Below are 19,513 nucleotides of genomic sequence, written 5' to 3' on the forward strand. Positions count from 1 at the left end.
GCGGAGAACTTCAGTAACAGATGGAGGCGCACGTCGATCGTGGCCAGCCAGTACACACGGTAGAGGGCCGCGCCCCCTCGCCGACGGTTCTCATCGGCGACGCTCCGCTGGTGCGCCAGAACCCTCCACGCGTGCGGCATCAGATAGAATTGCTGCAACGGAGCGTCCCGTTCCTTCTCCAGCACCGCGTCCAGACTGGGGCTCCACGCGCACCTCTCGCGCACGTAGTACTGCGGCACGCAGGCCAGCGTGACCTCGAGGACGACGCCCAGCGCCCCAACGGAGCAGCGCGCCGCCCGCAGCATGGGTCCGGAATCGACCGTGAGCACCCTCGCATTCCCATTCGCCCCGTAGCACGCGATGCGCATGGACTGGACGTAGTGGGACATGGAGTGGCGCCCGGAGCCGTGCGTGCCGGTGGCGACGGCCCCCGCCACGGTCTGGCGATCGATCAGCCCGATCGACGGCAGCGTCAGTCCCCGGCGGGTGAGGTGTTTCAGAAGGGCGCCGATGCGGCACCCGGCCCCCACCGTCACGCGGGTGCGGCTGTCGTGTACTCGTACGTGCCGAAAGTGCCGCACGTCCACGAGCGCGTCCGGGGTCTCGATGCCCGGGTTCCACGAGTGCCGGGCGCCCACGACGCGGACTGTCCCGTCGCGGTGTTCGTTCAGGAGCTGTAGTACCTCGTCCTCGGTCTGCGGTTTGTACCGATGACGAGGGGTGAAGCGGATGTTTCTCCCGAAATTCGATACGGACCTCACGACGCTCTCGGTGCGACGCGAGGTCTCACTGCGGACTGCTGACCGGGAGTCTCGCGAGCCAGCTGTCGATCGCGTGGCCGAGGGCGGGAAGGCTCAGTGCGCCGTTCTCCAGCACCCGGTCGTGGAATTCGGCGATCGAGAACGCCTCACCGAGTTCCGCCTCGGCCTTCGCCCGCAGCCGGGAGATCTCGAGTTGCCCCAGCTTGTAGGCGAGCGCCTGGGCCGGCGAGGTGATGTAGCGGTCCACCTCGTTCTCGATGTTCACCTCGGCGAGCAGCGTGTTCTCGCGTACGAACTCGATTGCCTGTTCGCGCGTCCAGCCGAACGCGTGAATCCCCGTGTCGACGACGAGCCGACTCGCCCGCCACGCGTCGTAGGAGGCGAGGCCGATGCGGCTCAGGTCGTCCGCGTAGAGGCCCATCTCGTCAGCGAGTCGCTCCGCGTAGAGCGCCCAACCCTCGACGAAGGCGACGGAACCGAGGTGCTTCCGGAACTCCGGCAGGCCCGTCACTTCCTGGGCGATAGCCGTCTGCAGGTGATGGCCGGGGATCGCCTCGTGGAAGCTGAGGACGTCGGCCTGGTAGCGGGGGCGGATCTCCGGCCGGTAGGTGTTCACATAGTACGTGCCGGGGCGTGATCCATCGGGGGCCGGTTCCCGGTAGTAGGCGAGCACGCTCTGCGGCGCCTCGTAGAGCGGGATCGGCCGAATCACCATACCCGTCTGCGGAGGCGTCCCGAACCACTCGGGCATGACGGCGGTCGCCCGGGAGTACGCCTCCTCGGCCAGCCGTACGATCTCGCCGGGCCAACGGAAGAACATCTCCGGGTCCGAGCGCAGCCGCGCCTGCATCTCCGCCAGGTCGGTGGTGCCGAGCACCCTGGCACCCAGCGCCCGCAGTTCTTCGTGGATCCCCTCGAGTTCAGCGAGCCCCTGGTGGTGGATCTCATCCGGTGAGAGGTCGAGCGTCGTCAGGTCCCGGATCAGCGCCTCGTAGCAGGCTCGGCCGCCCGGCAGGCTGGAGAGTCCGATCTTCCCGCTCGTACGCGAATGGGGATACAGTTCGTCCCGCAGGAAGTCGCGCAGCCGGGCGTACGCGGGACGGATCCGGTCCGTCGCCGCCTCCCGGATTCCGGCCCGGAAGTCGTGTCGCGTCCCCTCCGGCCAGGCGTCGAGCCGCGTCCCCGCCGGCGCGTAGATCGGCCACTCCTCCACCGGCCGTTCGAGGAGCGCGTCGAGTTGGACGATCGTCCGGTTCACCGACGCGCGCGCGGCCACCCGTCCCGTCTCCAGCCCCGTTCGCAGGTTCGAGATGTAGTCGTCGATGTAGTCCGCGAACGCGTTCCAGCGCCGGATCATCCGCTCGCCGTCCACGGGCGTGTCGAGCGGCTGGGCGCCCACGATGTTGAGGAAGTCGAGTTGGAACCCCTCCCGGTGATCCACGACCCACACCTCGAGATCGCACGTCTGCTGGGCGATCTCTCCCTTGAGCTGGTGGTCGAGCGCGAGATGCGTCAGGCGCTCGTCCGGCGGCAGGGAGGAGAAGTCGACCGCGGCCAGCGCGTCCACGAGGGCCCGGACCTCGCGCCGCCGGTTGTTGCGTCCCGAAGGAGAGATGTCACGCACCCGGTCGTCGAGGCGGTGTGCGCCGAGGTAGGTCGCCTGCAACGGGTTCCAGGCGAGATACGCGTCCCAGAAGCGGTCGGAGAGCGCCGAGAGGTCGCTCTGCACGGGCGCTTCCGAGGTGTCGGCCGCCCCATCCCGACACGCCGTGACGCCAACCACCAGGACGAACCAGCATCGCGCAGCAGGCCCGGCAGTCCGCCCCGAAGCCGACCGATTTTGCGGGTTGACGTCATGCTGCCGGCTCTCGATCCTTGGGTTCGCTTGATCCTCGAGTCTCACGCCCGAGTCTCGCGTCCGGGCCCGACTCTCGCTGCCCGAAAATGCGACGGGGTGGGAGCGCCCGTAAAGGTGACAGAGAAGGAGAACCCGTGTCCGATCCGTTCTACACCGCCCGCGCCCGCGTCGAAAAGGTCGAAGGGGTACACCGGAGAGCCCGCCTCGAGCAGGGGACCGAGATCGACTTCGGCGTCCACGGCCCGATCAAGTCCCACTATCGGATCGACGCGAAGGACCTGCCGCTCCCCGTCGACTATCAGGTGGCCGCGACCGGCGCCTGAATGCTGGGCACGCTCAACGGCGCACTGGAAGTGCGCGGCATCCGCCTAGCCCCCGAAGACATCAGCGCCGAAGTGGAGGGAATCAACCGCCTCCGCGACCGCATGCCCACGCTGGAGGAGATCATCGTCCACTACCGGCTCCGCGTGCCCGCCGAGGCCCGGGAGACGGTGGACCGCGCGCTCGCCAGCCACGGCGACAAGTGCCCCACCGCCCGCTCCCTGGAGGGCGCGATCAAGGTCAGTTGGACGGCCGACATCGAGGAGACGCCCCCGGCCTCGTAAAACGCGGTGCCGGAACCAACGAGAGCGGTTCGCGGGCGCCGCTAGACGATTGAATCGCTCTTCTGTCGGTTACAGTCTGCGCAAAGGATCTGGATGTTGTCCATTGCGTTCCCGCCGCCCTTGGCGACGGGGATAATATGGTCGAACTGGAGGTCTTCCTCCGCCCCGCACCGAACGCACCTTCCCTGGTCCCGAGCGCCACACGAACGCCCGGACCTCGTCCGGTGTGGCGCGGCGCCGGGCAGGCGTCACCTCTTCGTCGCGCGCCCGTGATCTTCCGGAGCCGGTCGAGCTTCGCGTCGTGCTTTCGCGACCGGTCCCATACGAGAAGTTCGACATCTTCGGCGGCCAGATCGGGGTCCGCCCAGAAGAAGCCGTAGGAGGTCCACCACAGCGCGCGACCTCCATCGACACCGATCATGGCGACGGTCTGACTCCCGCGCCCGCAAGTATTGTCGGTTCGAAAGTTCGAAATATCCCTTCTTCGAGACGATGAAACGCCAGGCCGGGAAGAGCCAGCCGGATTTCTCGATCCGCACCCCGGCGACCTTTCTAAGGCTCACTCCTACCTCCTTCGATGGTGTCGCGCCGCTACAGGGCCCGGAGGCGGCCGCAGCATTTCTTGTACTTTCGGTCGCTGCCGCAATCGCACGGTTCATTGCGGCCGGGGCGGGGCACCCGCGTGGCTCGGCCGGGCAGGGTCGTGCTCCGGATCCCGCAACTCCTGGTGAACAACACCTGGCAGGTCCAAGAGGCGAAGGCACGCTTCAGCGCGCTCCTTGAGACCGCGTTGAAGCAGGGGCCGCAAGTTGTCACGAAACGGGGCGTCGAGACTGCCGTCCTGGTTCCCATTGACCACTGGCGCCGACTGGAGAAGATGGCCAAACCGAGCCTGAAGGAGTTGATGCTCGCGCCCGAGGCCCGAACCGACTCGCTCGTCCCGCCGCGCCGGGCAATCCCACAGCGAGAAACGCCGCAGTTCGACTAGAATCTTGTATCTCCTGGATACCAACGTCGTCTCGGAACTGAGGCGACCGAAGCCGCACGGCGGCGTTCTGGCGTGGTTTCGCGAGATTCCTGAAGCGGACCTGCGTCTCTCCGCGGTGACGATTGGTGAGATTCAGGCCGGGATCGAAATCACCCGGGAGCAGGACCCGGCCAAGGCCGTGGAACTGGAGACGTGGCTCAACGGAGTTCTGGGAACGTACGATGTGCTGCCGGTTGATGCCGCCGCCTTCAGGGAGTGGGCGAGGCTGATGCACCGACAGTCGGACACCTTGTTCCAGGACGCCATGATCGGCGCCGTCGCCACCGTGCACCGGCTGACTGTGGCGACTCGCAATGTCCGTGACTTCGAGCGACTCGGCGTGAAGACGGTCAACCCCTTCGAGTACCGGGACGGATGAGCTTCCAGCCGCTCGATGTCGCGGCGTTCGCGGGCTTTCTCCTGCTCGTCGTGGGCGTGTCGCTGTACGCCTCGCGCGGGAGCAAGAGCGCGGCCGGCTATTTCCTCGCGGGGCGCAGCCTGCCGTGGTGGCTGATCGGCTTCTCGCTCATCGCGTCGAACATCTCCACCGAACATTTCGTGGGCATGGCGGGGCGCGGCTACGACATCGGGCTCGCGATCGCGAGCTACGAGTGGATGGCGGCGGTGACCCTCGTCCTCGTCGGCCTCTTCTTCCTCCCCCGGTTCCTCGCGGCGGGGATCTACACCATCCCCGAGTACCTCGAGTTCCGCTACGACGTCCGCACGCGAACCCTGATGGCGGGCTTCATCCTCGCGGCGTACGTGCTGGTGGCCCTCTCCACCGTGCTGTACTCCGGCGCACTCGCCCTGGAGTCGATCTTCGGGCTCGACATGGGGACCGGCATCTGGCTCATCGGCCTGCTCGCGGGAGCCTACACGATCTACGGCGGGCTCAAGGCGGTCGTGTGGTCCGACCTCATCCAGGGGGTCGCGCTGCTCCTGGGCGGCGTGCTCGTCACGGTGCTCGGGTTCCGGGCCATGGGTGGTGTCGGTCCCTTCCTGGAGGCGGCGGACGGAAAGCTCCATACGGTCCTCCCCTGGAACCACCCGGAGATGCCGTGGATCGCCGTCTTCATCGGGGGACTGTGGATCCCCAACATCTTCTACTGGGGACTGAACCAGTTCATCACCCAGCGTACGCTGGCGGCGCGGAGCCTGGCGGACGGTCAGCGCGGGCTCTTCCTGGCGGGATTCATCAAGCTGTTCATCCCCTTCATCATCATCTTCCCCGGGATCATGGCCGCTGAACTGTTCGCGGATCAGGTGACGAACCCGGACCAGGCCTACCCGGTGATGATGCGGGAACTCCTTCCGGCGGGGCTGACGGGCCTCATGTTCGCCGCGCTGTTCGGGGCGGTGATGAGTTCGCTCGATTCGATGCTCAACTCGGCGGCGACGATCTTCAGCGTGGACCTCTACAAGCGCCACCTCAGGCCGGAGTCCTCGTCACGCCGGCTGATGTTGGTGGGGCGGGTGACGACCGGCGTGCTCGTGGTGGTCGCCTGCCTGTGGGCCCCGCTGGTGGCCCGGGCGCCGAGCGTGTTCGAGTACATCCAGATGTTCTGGGGGTTCATCTCCCCGGGCATCGTGGCGGCGTTCCTGTTCGGGATCTTTGCGCCGCGGACGCCGCCGCGGGCCGCCTTCGGGGGGATGGTGCTCGGGATCCCGGTCTACGGCCTGCTTCTCTGGCTGCTGCCGGATGTGGCGTTTCTGCACCACATGGCGATCACCTTCCTGGTGATCAGCGCCTACATCACGGTGGTCACGAGTGTTCGTCCGCTCGCGGCCCCGCGCCGACTGCCGCGCGCCGCGGACGGCGTGGATCTGACGCCGGCTGCCGGCGCCGGACTCTGGGCCGGCGGCGTGATCGCGGGGGCGGCCGTCCTCTACGCCATCTTCTGGTGAACCGATGATCCATTGTTATGCGCATGATCCATAACCGTTATGAATCATGATTCATTTCCCGGATCTCTCGGGTAGACGGCCCGGCGGCGTAAGGCTCAGCCGGCGGTGCCGTTGTGGGCCAGGAAGCGCTCGGCCTCCAGCGCGGCCATGCAGCCCGTACCGGCCGCCGACACCGCCTGCCGGTAGTAGTCGTCCATGACGTCGCCCGCCGCGTACACCCCCGGCACGTTGGTCTCCGTGCGCCACGCCGTCGGCAGCCGCACGTAGCCGTTGTCCTTGAGGTCGACCTGGCCCTGGAGGAAGCCCGTGTTTGGGATGTGGCCGATGGCCACGAACATGCCTCCCACCTCGATCTCCGACGTCTCGCCCGTCACGGTGTCGCGCAGCCGCAGGCCGGTGATCACGTCGTCGCCCAGCACTTCCTCGACCGTCCGGTTCCACAGGAAGCGCATCCTGTCGCTGGCGAAGGCCCGCTGCTGCATGATCTGCGAGGCCCGGAGTTCGTCCCGGCGGTGGATGAGCAGCACCTCGCCGGCGAACTTGGTCATGTAGAGCGCTTCCTCCATCGCGCTGTCCCCGCCTCCCACCACGGCGACGACCTGTCCCCGGAAGTGGGGCAGGGCGCCGTCGCACACCGCGCACGCGGACACGCCGCCGCCGCTCTGCGCGAGCCGTTCCTCACCCGGCACGCCCAGCCAGCGCGCGTTGGCGCCCGTCGCCACGATGACGGTCTCCGCGAGGACCTTCTGTCCCTCGGAGGCACGGAGGCGGAAGGGACGTCGGGAGAAGTCGACCTCGACGATGTCCTCGGTGACGACGCGGGTGTCGAAGCGTACGGCCTGCTTCTTGAAGTCCAACATCATGTCGATGCCGCTGACGCCGTCGGGGAAACCCGGGTAGTTCTCCACGTCGGTGGTGAACATGAGCTGCCCGCCGGGAATCATGGTGCGGCTGCCCGCGCCTTCGAACACGAGCGGGTTCAGGTTCGCCCGGGCCGCGTAGATGGCGGCCGTCCAGGCGGCGGGGCCCGAGCCGATGATGACGACAGTCTCGTTATTCATCGTTCCGTTATCGGTTGTTCGGTCTTCGCTCGGAAGGACCGGTCGTTATCGGTGGCGAGATCCATCCTGGAGGGAAGATACGCGGATCCGATCGGCGGCTCGATTTATATCGAAGTTAGCGAGTTTAGCGTCGGGAGATAACATCGCTAAACTGGCCATAAATTCCGACCGGCCCAACTTGCAAGGGTACCGCCAGCCGACCCGTATTCGACATGGCGAGCCATGCCGGATCAGTCTTCGGCGGCGGACGACGCGTTCTCCGTCCGCGCCGTCTCATCCTGGCGTTGCCGGACGGCCTTGGCGCGGGCCAAGGCGACCTCCTGCGCGCGGCGGAGGGCGATCATGACGTTCTCAACCGATGGCTCTCCCTCCGGGAACCTATCCGGGGTGCGCGTTACTTCCTTCGTCATGGCGCTTCTCCTTGCGGAATGGTCTTGGCGGTCCAACCCCGGCTGCACACCCGCGTCCGCTGCGGCCGGAACCTCGCGGACGCGCCATCCGGGCGGAGGCATCGGGAGCATGTCCGCGCGTTCCGACTTGGCGATGAGGATCGGGCGTAGGCTCGAAGTGTCGTAGACCTGCCATTCGTCGGCAACCGGTCGGTACAGGTCGACGAAGTGGTGCCAGCTTCGTTCGAATCGGCGGCGGGCGACCGGCTCGGGGATGTCGTGTCCCCCTTCGCGTACGCGCTGGGCCACCCTCCGAACAACATGGTGCGCCGATGGCAGCCGGAGGTAGATCATACCGATCCGGTAGCCGTGCTCACGCCACTTGACGAGGCGGCGCACGTAGGCACGGCCGCTCAACGTGGTTTCGAACGCGAAGTCCCTGCGGTCTGCCGCGTAAGACGCCATTTAGCGGAGCAAACGTCGTTTTACCGGCCCCGTTCGGACCTGCGATGACCAGAACTTTCATGGGTTTCCCCTCCGTCGCCTCGTCCACCACAGTCCCCGGTTATCGCTAACGCGGATCGGCAGGCTGAGAAAGGGGAACCTGTGCCCATGCAGTGCCGGGTTCCAACTCATTCGGACGCTTCCTGGTTCAATGGGACGCGGAACGAAGAGAATCGAAGCTGGAAGCTGTGGTTCGCTGCCCAATCGGCGAGCATGTCATCGGCTTCTTCAATCGTCAGGACCCCTCGTTGGATCAGTTCCAGGACGATGCCCGCCGTGCCGACGATGCGGAGTTCGTACCGGCGCAGTGAAGCTTCCCGAACCGCTCTTCGGCGACGTGGTCGGCACGGAGTGCCCGTTCGTAGCGCTCGCGCTGCGGAGCTTGAGCGATTTCGGCCGCGACATGGTCCGTCGCGACGAACGACCCGGGATGCGCACCGATCAGATCCATCCGATCGAGCCGGAGGAAGTTGATGAGAACCGATGTATCCGCGACGACACGCTCACCGGACCCGGATGCACGGCTCAATACGGACGCGCGGCCCAGGCCAGTTCGAGCAGCTCTTCCTCGTCGATGTCGAGCTTGCGGCCGATTTCCCGGAGGCGGCCCTGAGAGATGACCTCCTGGCGGAATGCCTCAATCGCGAGGCGTACGAGCCGACGGCGCAGCGCCCGGTCGTGATCGGTTTCCCACCCGCTAGCCTGACCGGAATCCCGCACGGGCATGCTCGCAGCGTCGGCGGGGGGGAGATTCCCGTCTGACACTCGAACATACCGGTCCGCGACCTCGCTCTGGGCCAGGAGGGCGGAGGATTCCGCCTTCGACGCATGCTTGAGACTCGCGAGACGCCACACCGCCGCCCTGAAGCCGATCTTGAAGTGGCGTGCGAGTTCGGCCACATCGGCATAGGTGATCCGCTGGGACCCCGAACGCTCCCGCACGACGGCTCCGGCGGCGGCGTCGTTGGCGACGTCGAGGAACGTCCGGGCATGCCGGCTGGGGTGGCCCTTGCCGACCCGCCCCAACTGGCGGGCGACACCCCCCGCCGGCATGAGGAATGCTGCCGCGAAGGCGTTCGCGCGGGTTTCGTTCCGCTCCGAGGCGTTGTCGCGCCGGGATGCGGTTACGGTTCGACCTCGATCGAACAGCGCGTGCGCGTACTCGTGGGCACAGGCGAAACGTCGCCGGACCGCCTCGTGACGCCGGTTGAGGAAGATGCCGAAGCCGATCGTCGCGTGGCTCACGAACACACCCGACAGATCCTCCGACAAGGGAGCGCCACTCACCCAGATCCCCTGGTTTCCGGCCAGATCCGCCATGCTCGAGATCGGGACATCGCCGAGCCCGAGCCTCCGGCGCTCTTCCGCGGCGATGTTCTCGCCCTGGCGGATCGCGTCGCTCGTTGACGACATGGGCGCGGAGTAGTCCGGGACGGTCGGTTGAACCCGGCGCCCCAGAAGCCTCCGCAGCGATGCCCCCTCCCGGTACAACGCCGCGCCGAACCGCAGGGCATCCCCCACCTCCGGATCCCGCGTCATTTCCGGAATGGCCCGCAACAGGAGCTGAACCACGCCCTCCGGCGGCGCGCCGTCGCCTTCGGCCAGGAAGTACGAGGCGGGAAACGCGTACAGATCGACGAGTCTCGTGAGTTCCAGCGTCGATACCGCTCGCGTACAGCTCTCGATCTTGCTCAGCGCCGTGCGGGGCACGCCCAGCGCGTCCGCCGCCTGTTGCTGGGTCACCCCGCACGCCTCGCGTGCCCCGCGGAGTCGCTCCGCCAACTGCGCCGCACTGGTCAAGGCATCACCTCCTCGCCCTCTTCTGATCTCATCGGTGGAGCCCATGGCGCTGCCCGCCAACTGAAGCTGAAAACGTAACGTTCTCTTATCGAACGTTCAAGGAAATAGAAGGCGAACAAGCGTTCCCCCTGCCGGCGGATCGCGGAACCCTTGGAGCGTTGTCCGGTAGCTGACATCGAAGAGGTCGGACCATTCCGGAGCAGGTCGTGCTGTGATACGCGGGAGGGCTCGCTGCCTGGGGCGATCCACCTTCGGGGGATCGATACTGCTGGTCTTCGTCTTGCTCCCGACGCCCATCGCCGCTCAGCGGTGTGCGCTCGACATGGCGTTGGGGACGGCGCTTCCCGCAGGCCGCGTGCCGAACGCCACGGAGGCGGACGCCCGGTTGTCCCCGGGATTCGGGGTGGGGTTGGGCCTTGAGTGCGGTTCCGCCGCAATCCGGTACGGCATCGACCTGGATTCGTATCGCCTCAACGCCCGCGACTTCATGTTCGGCCACGCCGTGGGCGTCGCCGGTCTCCTGGCCAGACTCGGATACGGGTTCGGGTTGGCGGAGGATCGCCAAGGGCCGTGGGTAGTCGTGGCGGTCCAGGCCGGCGTGGTTCGAGTTTCGCGAGTCCCCGGCTCCTACTTGGCCATCCTGTACGCTGGGCGGCAACTTGAGTTCGGTTCCGATATGGCGGTGGGGGGCAACGTCCGCCTCGGGTTCCCGGTTTCCTCGCGTTGGTCCGTGCTCCTGGATACTGCCGTCCGGACCCATTTCCTTTCCACGTTCGATCCGGCGCCGGGGGGGCTGCGGAGGCCCGGGCGGCGGACGTTGGTGACGATTCCGGTTCGCGTCGGGGTTCGGCTGACCCTCTGAATGCCTTGGTCTGGGCGGCTTGATTTGGATCAAAGTTAGCGAGTTTATCGCCACGAGATAACATGGCTAACTTGGCCATAAACTCCCGGCGGTCCCAGCCCCGGCGTCGACTCCCCGCGCCGATGACGGCTCAACCCGATTGTTCGTTCCGGTGCACGGATCCGCCCGGTGGGCCCGTGGGGGCGCGGCGACATCACGAGTCTCGGTTGCGCCCTCCGGCCCCGCGCGGTTTCGTTGACGCATGAGCGGACGAGGGCGGGAACAGGGGGACGACGCCGGAAACGGCGCCGACTCGGGGCGGGCGGGCGGCTCCGGGTCCGCGGCGCCGCGCGGACGGCCGGTGCTGCGCTCCATCCTCGGAATCGGGCTCCAGCGCTGGCTCCGGTTCGGTCTCGGGGTCGCCGTCTTCATGCTGGCGAACACCCTCTACCTGCTGGCGAACCGGCTCGCGGACGGGGTCGGGCTCGACTTCTTCGCGGTGGGGGAGAACTCGCTTCCCAAGCTGTTCCAGACGATGGTGCTCACGCACACCGGCGTGGGGCTCGTCCTGGCCGCGGTCATGTTCGGGTTCCTCGCCGCTCACCTCCCGACCGTGTGGAAGCGGAAGCACCGCGCCTCGATCCTGACGGGGATCGGGATGGGGCTCGTGGGTGGTGTCCTGGTCCTGACCGGGCTCTTCATCCTCACCGCGGCCGCGAGCCGGGAGAACAGCTGGGCGTGGTGGGCGCACGTGGGGAGCGCCCTCCTCATCGTCTCCGCCTACGCGGGGCACCGGCTGGTGAGCTACGCCCGCCCGCCGCGCGTCCGGGCCCGCCGCTTCGCCCTCGCGACCGGCGCCGTCGTCCTCGTCCTCGTCGCGGGGCACAGCCTCACACACCGCGGACTCCAGCTCACCCCGGAGGCCGAAGCCGCGCTCGCCCAGGGGCTCAACGAGGGGCCGGGGGGCCGGGACCGGGATGTGTCCCGCTTCGTCGAGGCCGACTTCGTGCCGCAGGGACTGGTCCCTCCGACGAGCCCGTTCTTCCCGGCGGCCACCACGACGAGCACCGGTACCTGGCTGCCCTCACGCATCATCACCCGCACGGAAGCGGGAGATCTCGCGGCGCAGGCGGCCCGGGAGCGCGCGGCGCGCGTCCGCTCCGAGGTCGAGCGGCGCGGGTTCGCAATGGACGAGCTGATTGGCGCCACCCAGTGCGTGCGCTGCCACCCCGATGTGACGGCCCAGTGGGCGACCTCGGCGCACCGCTTCGCCTCCTTCAACAACCCCTTCTATACGGCGACAATCGAGGACATGCGGGAGGGGTCGCTCGAGGCGGGGCCGGAGGTCATCGCGCACCTGCGGGAGTTCGGACTGGAGCCCGACGCGGCGGGGCGGGTCAAGAGCAAATGGTGCAGCGGGTGCCACGACCCCGCGCTCATGCTGGCGGGCGCGATGGACGCGCCGATCGACCCGGCCACCGTCGAGGCGCAGGCCGGGCTCACCTGTCTCGCCTGCCACGCGATCGACCGCATCCACGACAACACGGGCAACGGCAACTACAACATCGCCGACGAGCAGGAGGACCCGTACCTGTTCGCCGACGCCGAGGCGGGCACGCTGGGCGCGTACCTGCACGACGCGGCGCTCAAGGCCAAGCCGTCCGTCCATATGGGACAGCTCCTGAAGCCGGTGCATTCGACGTCGGAGTTCTGCGCCACCTGTCACAAGGTGAGTCTGACGGAGCCCGTGAATAACTACCGCTGGCTGCGCGGCCAGAACGAGTACGACGCCTGGCACGACAGCGGAGTGGCGCGGAACGCGTCCCGGACCTTCTACCTCCCTCCCGCGGCCCGGGTGTGCCAGGACTGTCACATGCCGTCGGAGGAGGCGCCGCTGGGCGACGTCTCCGCCGAGAACGGGCGCGTGCGCTCGCACCGGTTCCTCGCCGTCAACACCGCGCTGCCGTTTCTGAGAGGGGACACGGCCACGCTGCGCCGGATCGAGGCGTTCCTTCAGGATGAGAAGCTGCGCGTCGACATCTTCGCGATCCGGCGGGGCCCCGGCGACGAGCCCGAAATGGGGCTGGACCTCTCGCCCCCCAGCGTCTCTCCGGGCGAGACGATCACCTTCGAGGTCGTGGTCCGGAACCAGGGCGTGGGGCACACCTTCCCCGGCGGGACGAACGACTCCAACGAAGGCTGGCTCGAGTTCGAACTGGGGGATGACGGGGGACGGCGGATCGCGATCAGCGGCGAGATCGGGCCGGACGGTCACCTCGATCCCGACGCGCATGTGTTCAAGGCCGTGATCCTCGACCGCGAGGGGCGGCCGATCCGGAAGCGGAACGCGCAGGACATCCATGTGACGGCGGCCGTCAACGTGATCGGCCCCGGGAACGCGGATGTGGCCCACTTCCAGGTGACGCTGCCGCCCGATCTCCCGGTGGGCTCGCTGACGGCGAGGGCGCGTGTCCTGTGGCGGAAGTTCGACCGCGCCTACACCGAGTTCGCGTTCGGGGCCAACCCGGAGGGGTTCGCGGAGTTCGACGACGTCCCGGACCTGCCGGTGACGGAGATCGCCCGTGACGAGGTCGTCATCGGGGTCGGGGGCCGCGTGGATCCGGTCTCCGCGGACGACCAGGGCGAGGAAATCTGGGTCCGCTACAACGACTACGGGATCGCCCTCCTCAGGGAAGGGAACACCCGCCTCGCGGAGCGCCCGTTCCAGCGCGTGGGAGAACTCTTCCCCGGCCGGGTGGACGGGCCGCTGAACCTCGCGCGCATGGCGTTGCGCGCCGGCAACCTGGCGGACGCGTTCGACAACCTCGGGCGAGCCGAGACCATCAGCCCGGGAGACCCTCGCGTGGCGTGGGTGTGGGGCGGGGCGCACCAGGAGGATGGGGCGTACGATGCTTCAGAGGCGGCCTACCTTGCGGTGCTCGACGCGTTTCCGGAGGATCGCGAGGCTTGGTTCCAACTCGGGCGCACGCGATATCTTGCCCGCCGGTACGAGGCGGCGGTCGAGGCGTTGGACCGGACGCTGGCCATCGATCCCGAGCACCGGCAGGCGCACTACAACCGTATGCTCAGTCTGCGGGCGTCGGGGCGAGACGAGGAGGCGGCGCTGGCCGAAGCGGCGTTCGAGCGCTACCGGATCGACGAGGCGGCGCAGGCGATCACGAGGTCCTACAGGGCGGAGAACCCGGGCGTGAACCTCATGGCGCAGGACATCCACACGCATCAACTGCGGCCCGCGGGCGGCGGCGGAGGTCCATGAGCGCTCACAAGACCGTGCTCCTCGCTGCCGGTCTGCTCGCTCCGGCGGCGACTTCCTGCGATCCGGGCGGGGCGGAGCGCGAGGAGGCTCCGGCCTACACCGAGACGCGGCCGAGCTTCACCGAACGCACGGGGGCCGACGCGTCCTCCTCCATCCGGTTCACCGACGTCACCGCCGCGGCGGGCATCGACTTCGTCCACGCGACCGGCGCCTTCGGCGAGAAGTGGATGCCCGAGACGATGGGGAGCGGCGTCCTCGTCCTCGACTACGACGGAGACGGGTGGCCCGACCTCTTCTTCGTCAACAGCACCGGCTGGGAGGGGCACGCCGAAGACCGGGGCGCCACGTCCATGCTCTTCCGCCATCTCGGCGACGGAACGTTCCGGAACGTGACGGTAGAGGCCGGACTGGGGCGGCCCATCTACGGGATGGGAGGGTCGGCGGCCGACTACGACGCGGACGGGGACACGGACCTGTATGTGACGGCGGTCGGCGACAACCGGCTGTACCGGAACGATGGGGGACGCTTCACCGACGTGACCTCCGAGACGGGGACGGCGGGCAGCGCACCGGGCGCGGCGGATCCGGCGTGGTCGACCGCTTCGGCCTGGTTCGACGCGGACCGGGACGGCTGGCTCGACCTCCTCGTGTGCAACTATGTGGACTGGACCCCGGAGACCGACCTCTTCTTCAGTCGCGACGGCGTGAACAAGTCCTACGCGACCCCCGAGGAATACAACGGCGAGTCCTGCCGTCTCCTGAGAAACGAAGCCGGAGGGCAGTTCCGGGACGTGACGGCCGAGTCGGGTCTCGACAACCCCGACGGAAAGTCGCTCGGCATTGTGATCGACGACTTCACCGGGGACGGGCTGCCGGATATCGCGATCGCGAACGACACCTATCAGAACTTTCTGTACGAGAATCAGGGGGATGGGACGTTTGTCGACGTGGCGCTCGATGCGGGCGTGGCGTTCGACGAGTTCGGGCGGGCGCGCGCGGGGATGGGGGTGGACGTGGGGGACATCCTGAACCGCGGGCAACTCTCGATCGCGATCGGCAACTTCTCGAACGAGCCGGTGTCGCTGTTCACACAGATCCAGGAGGGGCTGTTCCAGGACCTGGCGGGGGCCGCGCGGCTCACGCGTTCCACGCTCCTGCCGCTGACCTTCGGGCTCCGCTTCGTGGACCTGGACCTGGACCGATACGTCGACCTCGTGCTGGGGAACGGCCATATCGAGCCGGAGATCGAGGCGATCCAGGGGGACGTGACGTTCGCACAGCCGCCGCAACTGTTCCGGAATGATGGACGCGGGGGCTTCGCCGACATCGGCAGGCTGGTGGGCGGCGGATTCGACCAACCGATCGTGGCGCGCGGGGTGGCGACGCTGGACTTCGACCGAGATGGGGACCTGGACCTGGTGATCTCGACGAACGGCGGGCCGGCGAAGCTGCTTCGAAACGACCTCGGGCCCGGGCCCGGCTGGGTGCGCGTGCGGCTGGCGGGGGCGGCGCCCAACCTCGGGGCGGTCGGTGCGACGGTACGGGTGTTCGTCGGGGATGCCGGGCAACGGTTCGTCGTGTCCACGGCATCGTCGTATCTGTCGCAGTCCGAGGCGAACCCGGTGCTGGCGGGCCTCGGCGGGGCGGGGCGCGCGGACAGCGTGGTCGTCGTGTGGCCGGCGGGGGGTCGTAGCGTGGCCGGGCCGGTCGAAGCCGGCCGGGAGATCGTGATCCACGAGGCGGCGATCGCGGCGGTCGCGGCGGTCGCCTCGGCTGAAGAGGGGAGAGAACCCTGGGAGCAGGAACCATGACGCGGGGTTTCCGCCGCTGGATGGGACTCAGCGCGACGATGGCCGGGCTGGTCGCGGGCTGCGGCGAGGCGGGGCCGTCGATTCCGGAGGCGTCGCTGGCGGACATCCTCGCCACGCGGGGAGCGGGAGACGCCGCGCTGCAGCAGGATCGCCTGGAGGATGCCCGCGACGAATACCAGCGGCTGGTTGAGATGACGCCGACGGAAGCGGCCGGATACGCGGGGCTCGGGCTCGCGGCGCTCAAGGCCGCGGACTACGAGACGGCCGAGGAGAACCTGCTCGAGGCGCTGGACCGGGCGCCCGAAGATCCGGAGCTGGTGCTGGCCCTGGCGACGCTCCGGATCGAGTCGGGCGACTTCGCAGGAGCTCGGGAGCTGCTGGACGGCACGCTCGCGGCCGACCCGGCCCACGCGCGGTCGCTGTGGGCGCGGGCCGACCTCGAAGCCCGGGCGGGCGGTTCCGCCTCCGACGACCGCGTGGCCTTCCTGGCGCGCCTCGTGGCGGCCGCGCCGGGCAATCTGGCCGCCCTCGCCGACCTTGCCGATGCGTATCTCGCGCGCGGTGAACTGGACGCCGCCCTCGGCACACTCGAGAGTTTGCGCCAGATCGCACCCGATTTCCGGGATCGTCCGCGCGCGGCCTTCGAGGCCGCCGAAGATGCGATCCGCCAGGCGGACGACCCGACGGCGATCAGCTTCTTCGCCGATTTCCGGGCGGCGTTCGAGGTGACCGCGCCCTATCAGGCGGGTCTGGAGGAGCTAAGATCCCCGGGCGGCCCCCTCGCCGGCGTCGCCACGCTCGACTTCAGCTTCCTGACCTCGCTCCGCATCCAGGAGCCGGAAGCCGTCCTGGCCGCCCTCCGCTACACCCACGCCTCGGAGCTGGCCGGCCTCGAGGCGCTCGACCCCGGGCCGCCCCCGTCCGCCGGCGCGGACCCGGCCGCCGCGGTCGCGGTGGGCGACTTCGACGGAGACGGCGACGAAGACCTGCTGTGGAGCGTCGGCGGGGAAGGGCGCTTCCTTCGCGTCGACCTCGGCCGCTATGTCGACGCCTCCGACGAACTCGGCACGATCGCCACCGGCGACGCGGCGACGCGGGTGGCGCGGGCGTCGCGGTATGGGGGGACATCGACGACGACCGCCGCCTGGACGTCTGGCTCACCGGGAACGGATCCCGCCTGTATCACAACGATCCGGCCGGGGGGTTCGAGGAGGTCGCGCTTCCGCCGTCGGCTGCCGGTGCGGGCACCGCGAACGACGCCTTCTTCGCCGACCTCGACCAGGACGGCGACCTCGACGTGCTGGAGGCCCGCAGCGGTCCGAACCGCCTCTACCGCAACAACGGTGACCGCACGTTCGCCGAGATGGCGTCCGACTTCGGGCTCGCCGGCCCCGCGGACGCCGACACGCGGGCCGCAGCGTTCGCCGACCTGGATGACGACCGCGATCTCGACATCGTGCTCGCGGAGGGCGCGGGCGGGCTCCGGCTCCTCGACAACGAGCGCGGCGGCACCTTCGCCGATCGGACCGACCGCCTCGCCGGCCCGGCCGCCGGCGCGGCCGCGGATGCGCAGGCCGTCGCGCTCGGCGACGTGAACGGGGACGGCTGGATCGACATCGCGGCCGCCGGCGCCGATGGCGTCCGCCTGCTGCACGGCTCTCCGTCCGACGCCTTCACGCTCGCCGCGTGGCTGCCGCTGGGCGGTCTGGCGCCGCGCGATCTGCTCCTCCTCGACTTCGACAACGACGGCTGGCTGGACCTCGCGGCCGCGGGAACCCCGCCGGGCGACTCCGCCGCCGGCCTGCGGCTGTTCCGCAACAGTGGAGACGGGCGCCTCGAGCCCGCCGACGGCTTCCTCCCCGAACTCCCGGTGCCGTTCCGGAGCGTTCATTCGTTCGACTACAACGAGGACGGTGACGCCGACCTCATCGCACTCGGAACCGACGGACGCCCGCGCCTGCTGCGCAACGACGGCGGCAACGCGAACCACTACCTCAGGCTCGACCTCGCGGGACTGGGCGAAGGGAGCCGCAAGAACAACCGCTTCGGGATCGGCGCGAGGGTCGAGGTCCGCGCCGGGGACCTCCTCCAGGTCCACACCGTGACCGACCCCACTACGCTGATCGGCCTCGACGGCCGCCTCAAGGCGGATGTCGTGCGCGTGTACTGGCCCAATGGGGTGCCGCAGGATCTCTACTTCCCGGGCACCGACCAGGATCTGATCGAGCAGCAGACGCTCAAGGGCTCTTGCCCCATGCTCTACGTGTGGGACGGCGACGGGTTCGAGTTCGTGGGCGACATGATGTGGAAGAGCGCGCTCGGCATGCCGCTCGGGATCCTCGGCGGCGGACAGCGGGCCTACGCCCCGGCCTTCCCATCGCAGGAATACCGGCGTCTCCCCGATGGCGTGCTCCAGCCGCGCGACGGCGAGTACGTGATGCAGATCACCGAGGAACTGTGGGAGACGATCTACGTGGACGGCGTGAACCTCGTCGCCGTCGACCACCCCTCCGACATCGATGTCTACGTGAACGAGGGGTTCATTCCACCCGCCCCGGTCGAACTGGAGCTGTGGCGTGTGGGTGAGCGCCACCAGCCGGTCTCCGCCGTGGATGAGGACGGACGGGACCAGAGCGAGATGCTGGCCGCGCGCGACTTCGACTATGTCTCGTCCTTCCGGCCCGGCCGCTTCCAGGGCATCGCCGAGCCGCACGAACTGGTCCTCGACCTCGGCCCGGCCGCCGCCTCGGGCGACGTGACGCTGTTCCTGACCGGGTGGATCTTTCCCACGGACGCGAGCATTAATGTGGCGCTGGGCCAGTCGGACGCGCTTCAGCCCCACTTTCCGGCGCTCGATGTGATCGGCCCCGACGGCGAGTGGCGACCGGCGATTCCCGGCCTCCCCTTCCCATCGGGCAAGGACAAGACGGTGGTCGCCGACCTCCGCGGCCTCTTCCCGACCGACGACCGGCGCGTGAGGGTCCGCACAAATCTGATGGTCTACTGGGACGAGGCTTTCTTCACGACCGGCCCCGCCCACCCCGCGACGGACGAGGTTCGCGTGACGTCGATCGCGCCCCGGAACGCCGACATTCACTATCGCGGCTTCGCGCGCGAATATCGAAAGGGCGGCCGCTACGGCCCGCACTGGTTCGACTATGATTCGGTCACCGTCGAGCCTCGGTGGCACGACCTGTTCGGTCTTTACACACGCTTCGGAGACGTGACCGACCTCGTAGGCGAGGGTGACGACCGATACGTGATCCAGAACGCCGGCGACGAGATCACGCTCCGTTTCGACGCCGAGGCACTCCCGGCGCTGCCGGACGGATGGAGGCGGACCTTCCTCATCTACTCGGACGGCTGGGTGAAGGACGGCGATCTCAACACCGCCACGGGGGATCGGGTCGTGCCGCTGCCGTATCGTGCGCTGCCGGGCTATCCGCCTCCCCCGCACGAAGGTCGCGCCGCGTCCCCCGACCCGGAACTCGCGGACTACCTCACCCGCGTGGTCCCACCCCCGGAGGAGCGATGAGCGTCGCAGGAGTTCGTGTGGCACGACCACGCGGACACGGACGAGGCGTTCTTCGTCCTCGAGGGGACGCTACGGATCGACCTCCCCGACCGCGCCGCCGAGATCGGTTCCGGCGACCTCTACGTCATCCTGTGAATCG

17 protein-coding genes and 3 pseudogenes are annotated in these 19,513 nt (G+C 68.6%); 12 read left to right on the plus strand and 8 right to left on the minus strand.

Annotation, left to right across the window (positions count from 1 at the left end):
• A partial coding sequence (locus ACN9M6_RS03820; RefSeq protein WP_419161603.1) for an FAD-binding protein occupies nt 1-761 on the minus strand: 761 nt, incomplete at its 3' end.
• Nucleotides 762-786: 25 nt separating this feature from the next.
• Nucleotides 787-2,490 (minus strand): DUF885 domain-containing protein, encoded by a 1,704-nt coding sequence (locus ACN9M6_RS03825; RefSeq protein ID WP_419161604.1) that lies wholly within the window; start codon nt 2,488-2,490, stop codon nt 787-789.
• A 263-nt stretch (nt 2,491-2,753) separates the two neighbouring features.
• On the opposite strand from ACN9M6_RS03825, the gene ACN9M6_RS03830 reads away from it, so the two are divergent.
• Together ACN9M6_RS03830 and ACN9M6_RS03835 are read left to right on the plus strand one after the other, a co-directional pair.
• On the plus strand, nt 2,754-2,942 hold the full coding sequence (locus ACN9M6_RS03830) for a hypothetical protein (protein WP_419161605.1): 189 nt from the start codon (nt 2,754-2,756) through the stop codon (nt 2,940-2,942).
• The gene (locus tag ACN9M6_RS03835; protein ID WP_419161606.1) at nt 2,943-3,224 is read left to right on the plus strand and encodes an OsmC family protein; all 282 of its coding nucleotides are present in this window, start codon (nt 2,943-2,945) and stop codon (nt 3,222-3,224) included.
• 41 nt (nt 3,225-3,265) lie between these two features.
• Here ACN9M6_RS03835 and ACN9M6_RS03840 read toward each other — a convergent pair whose 3' ends face one another.
• Both ACN9M6_RS03840 and ACN9M6_RS03845 read right to left on the minus strand, forming a co-directional pair.
• The gene (locus ACN9M6_RS03840; protein WP_419162244.1) at nt 3,266-3,469 is read right to left on the minus strand and encodes an HNH endonuclease; all 204 of its coding nucleotides are present in this window, start codon (nt 3,467-3,469) and stop codon (nt 3,266-3,268) included.
• A 346-nt stretch (nt 3,470-3,815) separates the two neighbouring features.
• Entirely contained in the window at nt 3,816-3,962 is a 147-nt protein-coding gene (locus ACN9M6_RS03845; protein WP_419161607.1) for an SEC-C metal-binding domain-containing protein, read from the minus strand.
• On the opposite strand from ACN9M6_RS03845, the gene ACN9M6_RS03850 reads away from it, so the two are divergent.
• The 3 genes from ACN9M6_RS03850 to ACN9M6_RS03860 are packed head-to-tail and all read left to right on the plus strand — an operon-like array spanning nt 3,907 to nt 6,156.
• On the plus strand, nt 3,907-4,212 hold the full coding sequence (locus ACN9M6_RS03850) for a type II toxin-antitoxin system Phd/YefM family antitoxin (protein WP_419161608.1): 306 nt from the start codon (nt 3,907-3,909) through the stop codon (nt 4,210-4,212). The two genes, ACN9M6_RS03845 and ACN9M6_RS03850, sit on opposite strands and share 56 nt — an antisense overlap.
• A gap of 4 nt (nt 4,213-4,216) precedes the next feature.
• Nucleotides 4,217-4,630 (plus strand): type II toxin-antitoxin system VapC family toxin, encoded by a 414-nt coding sequence (locus ACN9M6_RS03855; RefSeq protein WP_419161609.1) that lies wholly within the window; start codon nt 4,217-4,219, stop codon nt 4,628-4,630.
• The gene (locus tag ACN9M6_RS03860; protein WP_419161610.1) at nt 4,627-6,156 is read left to right on the plus strand and encodes a solute:sodium symporter family transporter; all 1,530 of its coding nucleotides are present in this window, start codon (nt 4,627-4,629) and stop codon (nt 6,154-6,156) included. Before ACN9M6_RS03855 ends, ACN9M6_RS03860 begins: the two co-directional genes overlap by 4 nt.
• A 95-nt stretch (nt 6,157-6,251) precedes the next feature.
• On the opposite strand, the gene trxB is transcribed toward ACN9M6_RS03860, so the two are convergent.
• The 4 genes from trxB to ACN9M6_RS03880 form a co-directional block, all read right to left on the minus strand.
• The gene (trxB, locus tag ACN9M6_RS03865; RefSeq protein ID WP_419161611.1) at nt 6,252-7,217 is read right to left on the minus strand and encodes a thioredoxin-disulfide reductase; all 966 of its coding nucleotides are present in this window, start codon (nt 7,215-7,217) and stop codon (nt 6,252-6,254) included.
• 230 nt (nt 7,218-7,447) lie between these two features.
• On the minus strand, nt 7,448-8,023 hold the full coding sequence (locus ACN9M6_RS03870) for a hypothetical protein (protein ID WP_419161612.1): 576 nt from the start codon (nt 8,021-8,023) through the stop codon (nt 7,448-7,450).
• A gap of 340 nt (nt 8,024-8,363) precedes the next feature.
• Nucleotides 8,364-8,639 (minus strand): hypothetical protein, encoded by a 276-nt coding sequence (locus ACN9M6_RS03875; protein ID WP_419161613.1) that lies wholly within the window; start codon nt 8,637-8,639, stop codon nt 8,364-8,366.
• The gene (locus ACN9M6_RS03880) at nt 8,636-9,910 is read right to left on the minus strand and encodes a helix-turn-helix domain-containing protein (protein WP_419161614.1); all 1,275 of its coding nucleotides are present in this window, start codon (nt 9,908-9,910) and stop codon (nt 8,636-8,638) included. Before ACN9M6_RS03880 ends, ACN9M6_RS03875 begins: the two co-directional genes overlap by 4 nt.
• Before the next feature lie 211 nt (nt 9,911-10,121).
• Here ACN9M6_RS03880 and ACN9M6_RS03885 point away from each other — a divergent pair, with 211 nt between their 5' ends.
• The 7 genes and pseudogenes from ACN9M6_RS03885 to ACN9M6_RS03915 form a co-directional block, all read left to right on the plus strand.
• Entirely contained in the window at nt 10,122-10,772 is a 651-nt protein-coding gene (locus tag ACN9M6_RS03885) for a hypothetical protein (protein ID WP_419161615.1), read from the plus strand.
• 241 nt (nt 10,773-11,013) lie between these two features.
• Entirely contained in the window at nt 11,014-14,028 is a 3,015-nt protein-coding gene (locus ACN9M6_RS03890) for a tetratricopeptide repeat protein (protein WP_419161616.1), read from the plus strand.
• The gene (locus ACN9M6_RS03895; RefSeq protein WP_419161617.1) at nt 14,025-15,839 is read left to right on the plus strand and encodes a CRTAC1 family protein; all 1,815 of its coding nucleotides are present in this window, start codon (nt 14,025-14,027) and stop codon (nt 15,837-15,839) included. Before ACN9M6_RS03890 ends, ACN9M6_RS03895 begins: the two co-directional genes overlap by 4 nt.
• Nucleotides 15,840-15,877: 38 nt before the next feature.
• Nucleotides 15,878-16,843: pseudogene (locus ACN9M6_RS03900) on the plus strand (tetratricopeptide repeat protein); the annotation flags it as partial.
• A pseudogene (locus tag ACN9M6_RS03905) lies at nt 16,831-17,082 on the plus strand (hypothetical protein); the annotation flags it as partial. The pseudogenes ACN9M6_RS03900 and ACN9M6_RS03905, both read left to right, overlap by 13 nt.
• 54 nt (nt 17,083-17,136) lie before the next feature.
• Nucleotides 17,137-19,374, plus strand: a complete 2,238-nt coding sequence (locus ACN9M6_RS03910; RefSeq protein ID WP_419162245.1) for a CRTAC1 family protein — start codon at nt 17,137-17,139, stop codon at nt 19,372-19,374.
• A 9-nt stretch (nt 19,375-19,383) separates the two neighbouring features.
• A pseudogene (locus ACN9M6_RS03915) lies at nt 19,384-19,503 on the plus strand (cupin domain-containing protein); the annotation flags it as partial.
• Nucleotides 19,504-19,513 lie beyond the last annotated feature (10 nt).

The sequence above is a fragment of the Candidatus Palauibacter sp. genome, from assembly GCF_965197445.1.
Taxonomy (GTDB): Bacteria; Gemmatimonadota; Gemmatimonadetes; order Palauibacterales; family Palauibacteraceae; genus Palauibacter.

Coding starts and splice junctions, on each gene's coding strand:
- ACN9M6_RS03835 (WP_419161606.1), top strand. CDS start 2,943: ATGCTGGGCACGCTCAACGGCGCACTGGAAGTGCGCGGCATCCGCCTA.
- ACN9M6_RS03860 (WP_419161610.1), top strand. CDS start 4,627: ATGAGCTTCCAGCCGCTCGATGTCGCGGCGTTCGCGGGCTTTCTCCTG.
- trxB (WP_419161611.1), bottom strand. CDS start 7,217: ATGAATAACGAGACTGTCGTCATCATCGGCTCGGGCCCCGCCGCCTGG.
- ACN9M6_RS03890 (WP_419161616.1), top strand. CDS start 11,014: ATGAGCGGACGAGGGCGGGAACAGGGGGACGACGCCGGAAACGGCGCC.
- ACN9M6_RS03895 (WP_419161617.1), top strand. CDS start 14,025: ATGAGCGCTCACAAGACCGTGCTCCTCGCTGCCGGTCTGCTCGCTCCG.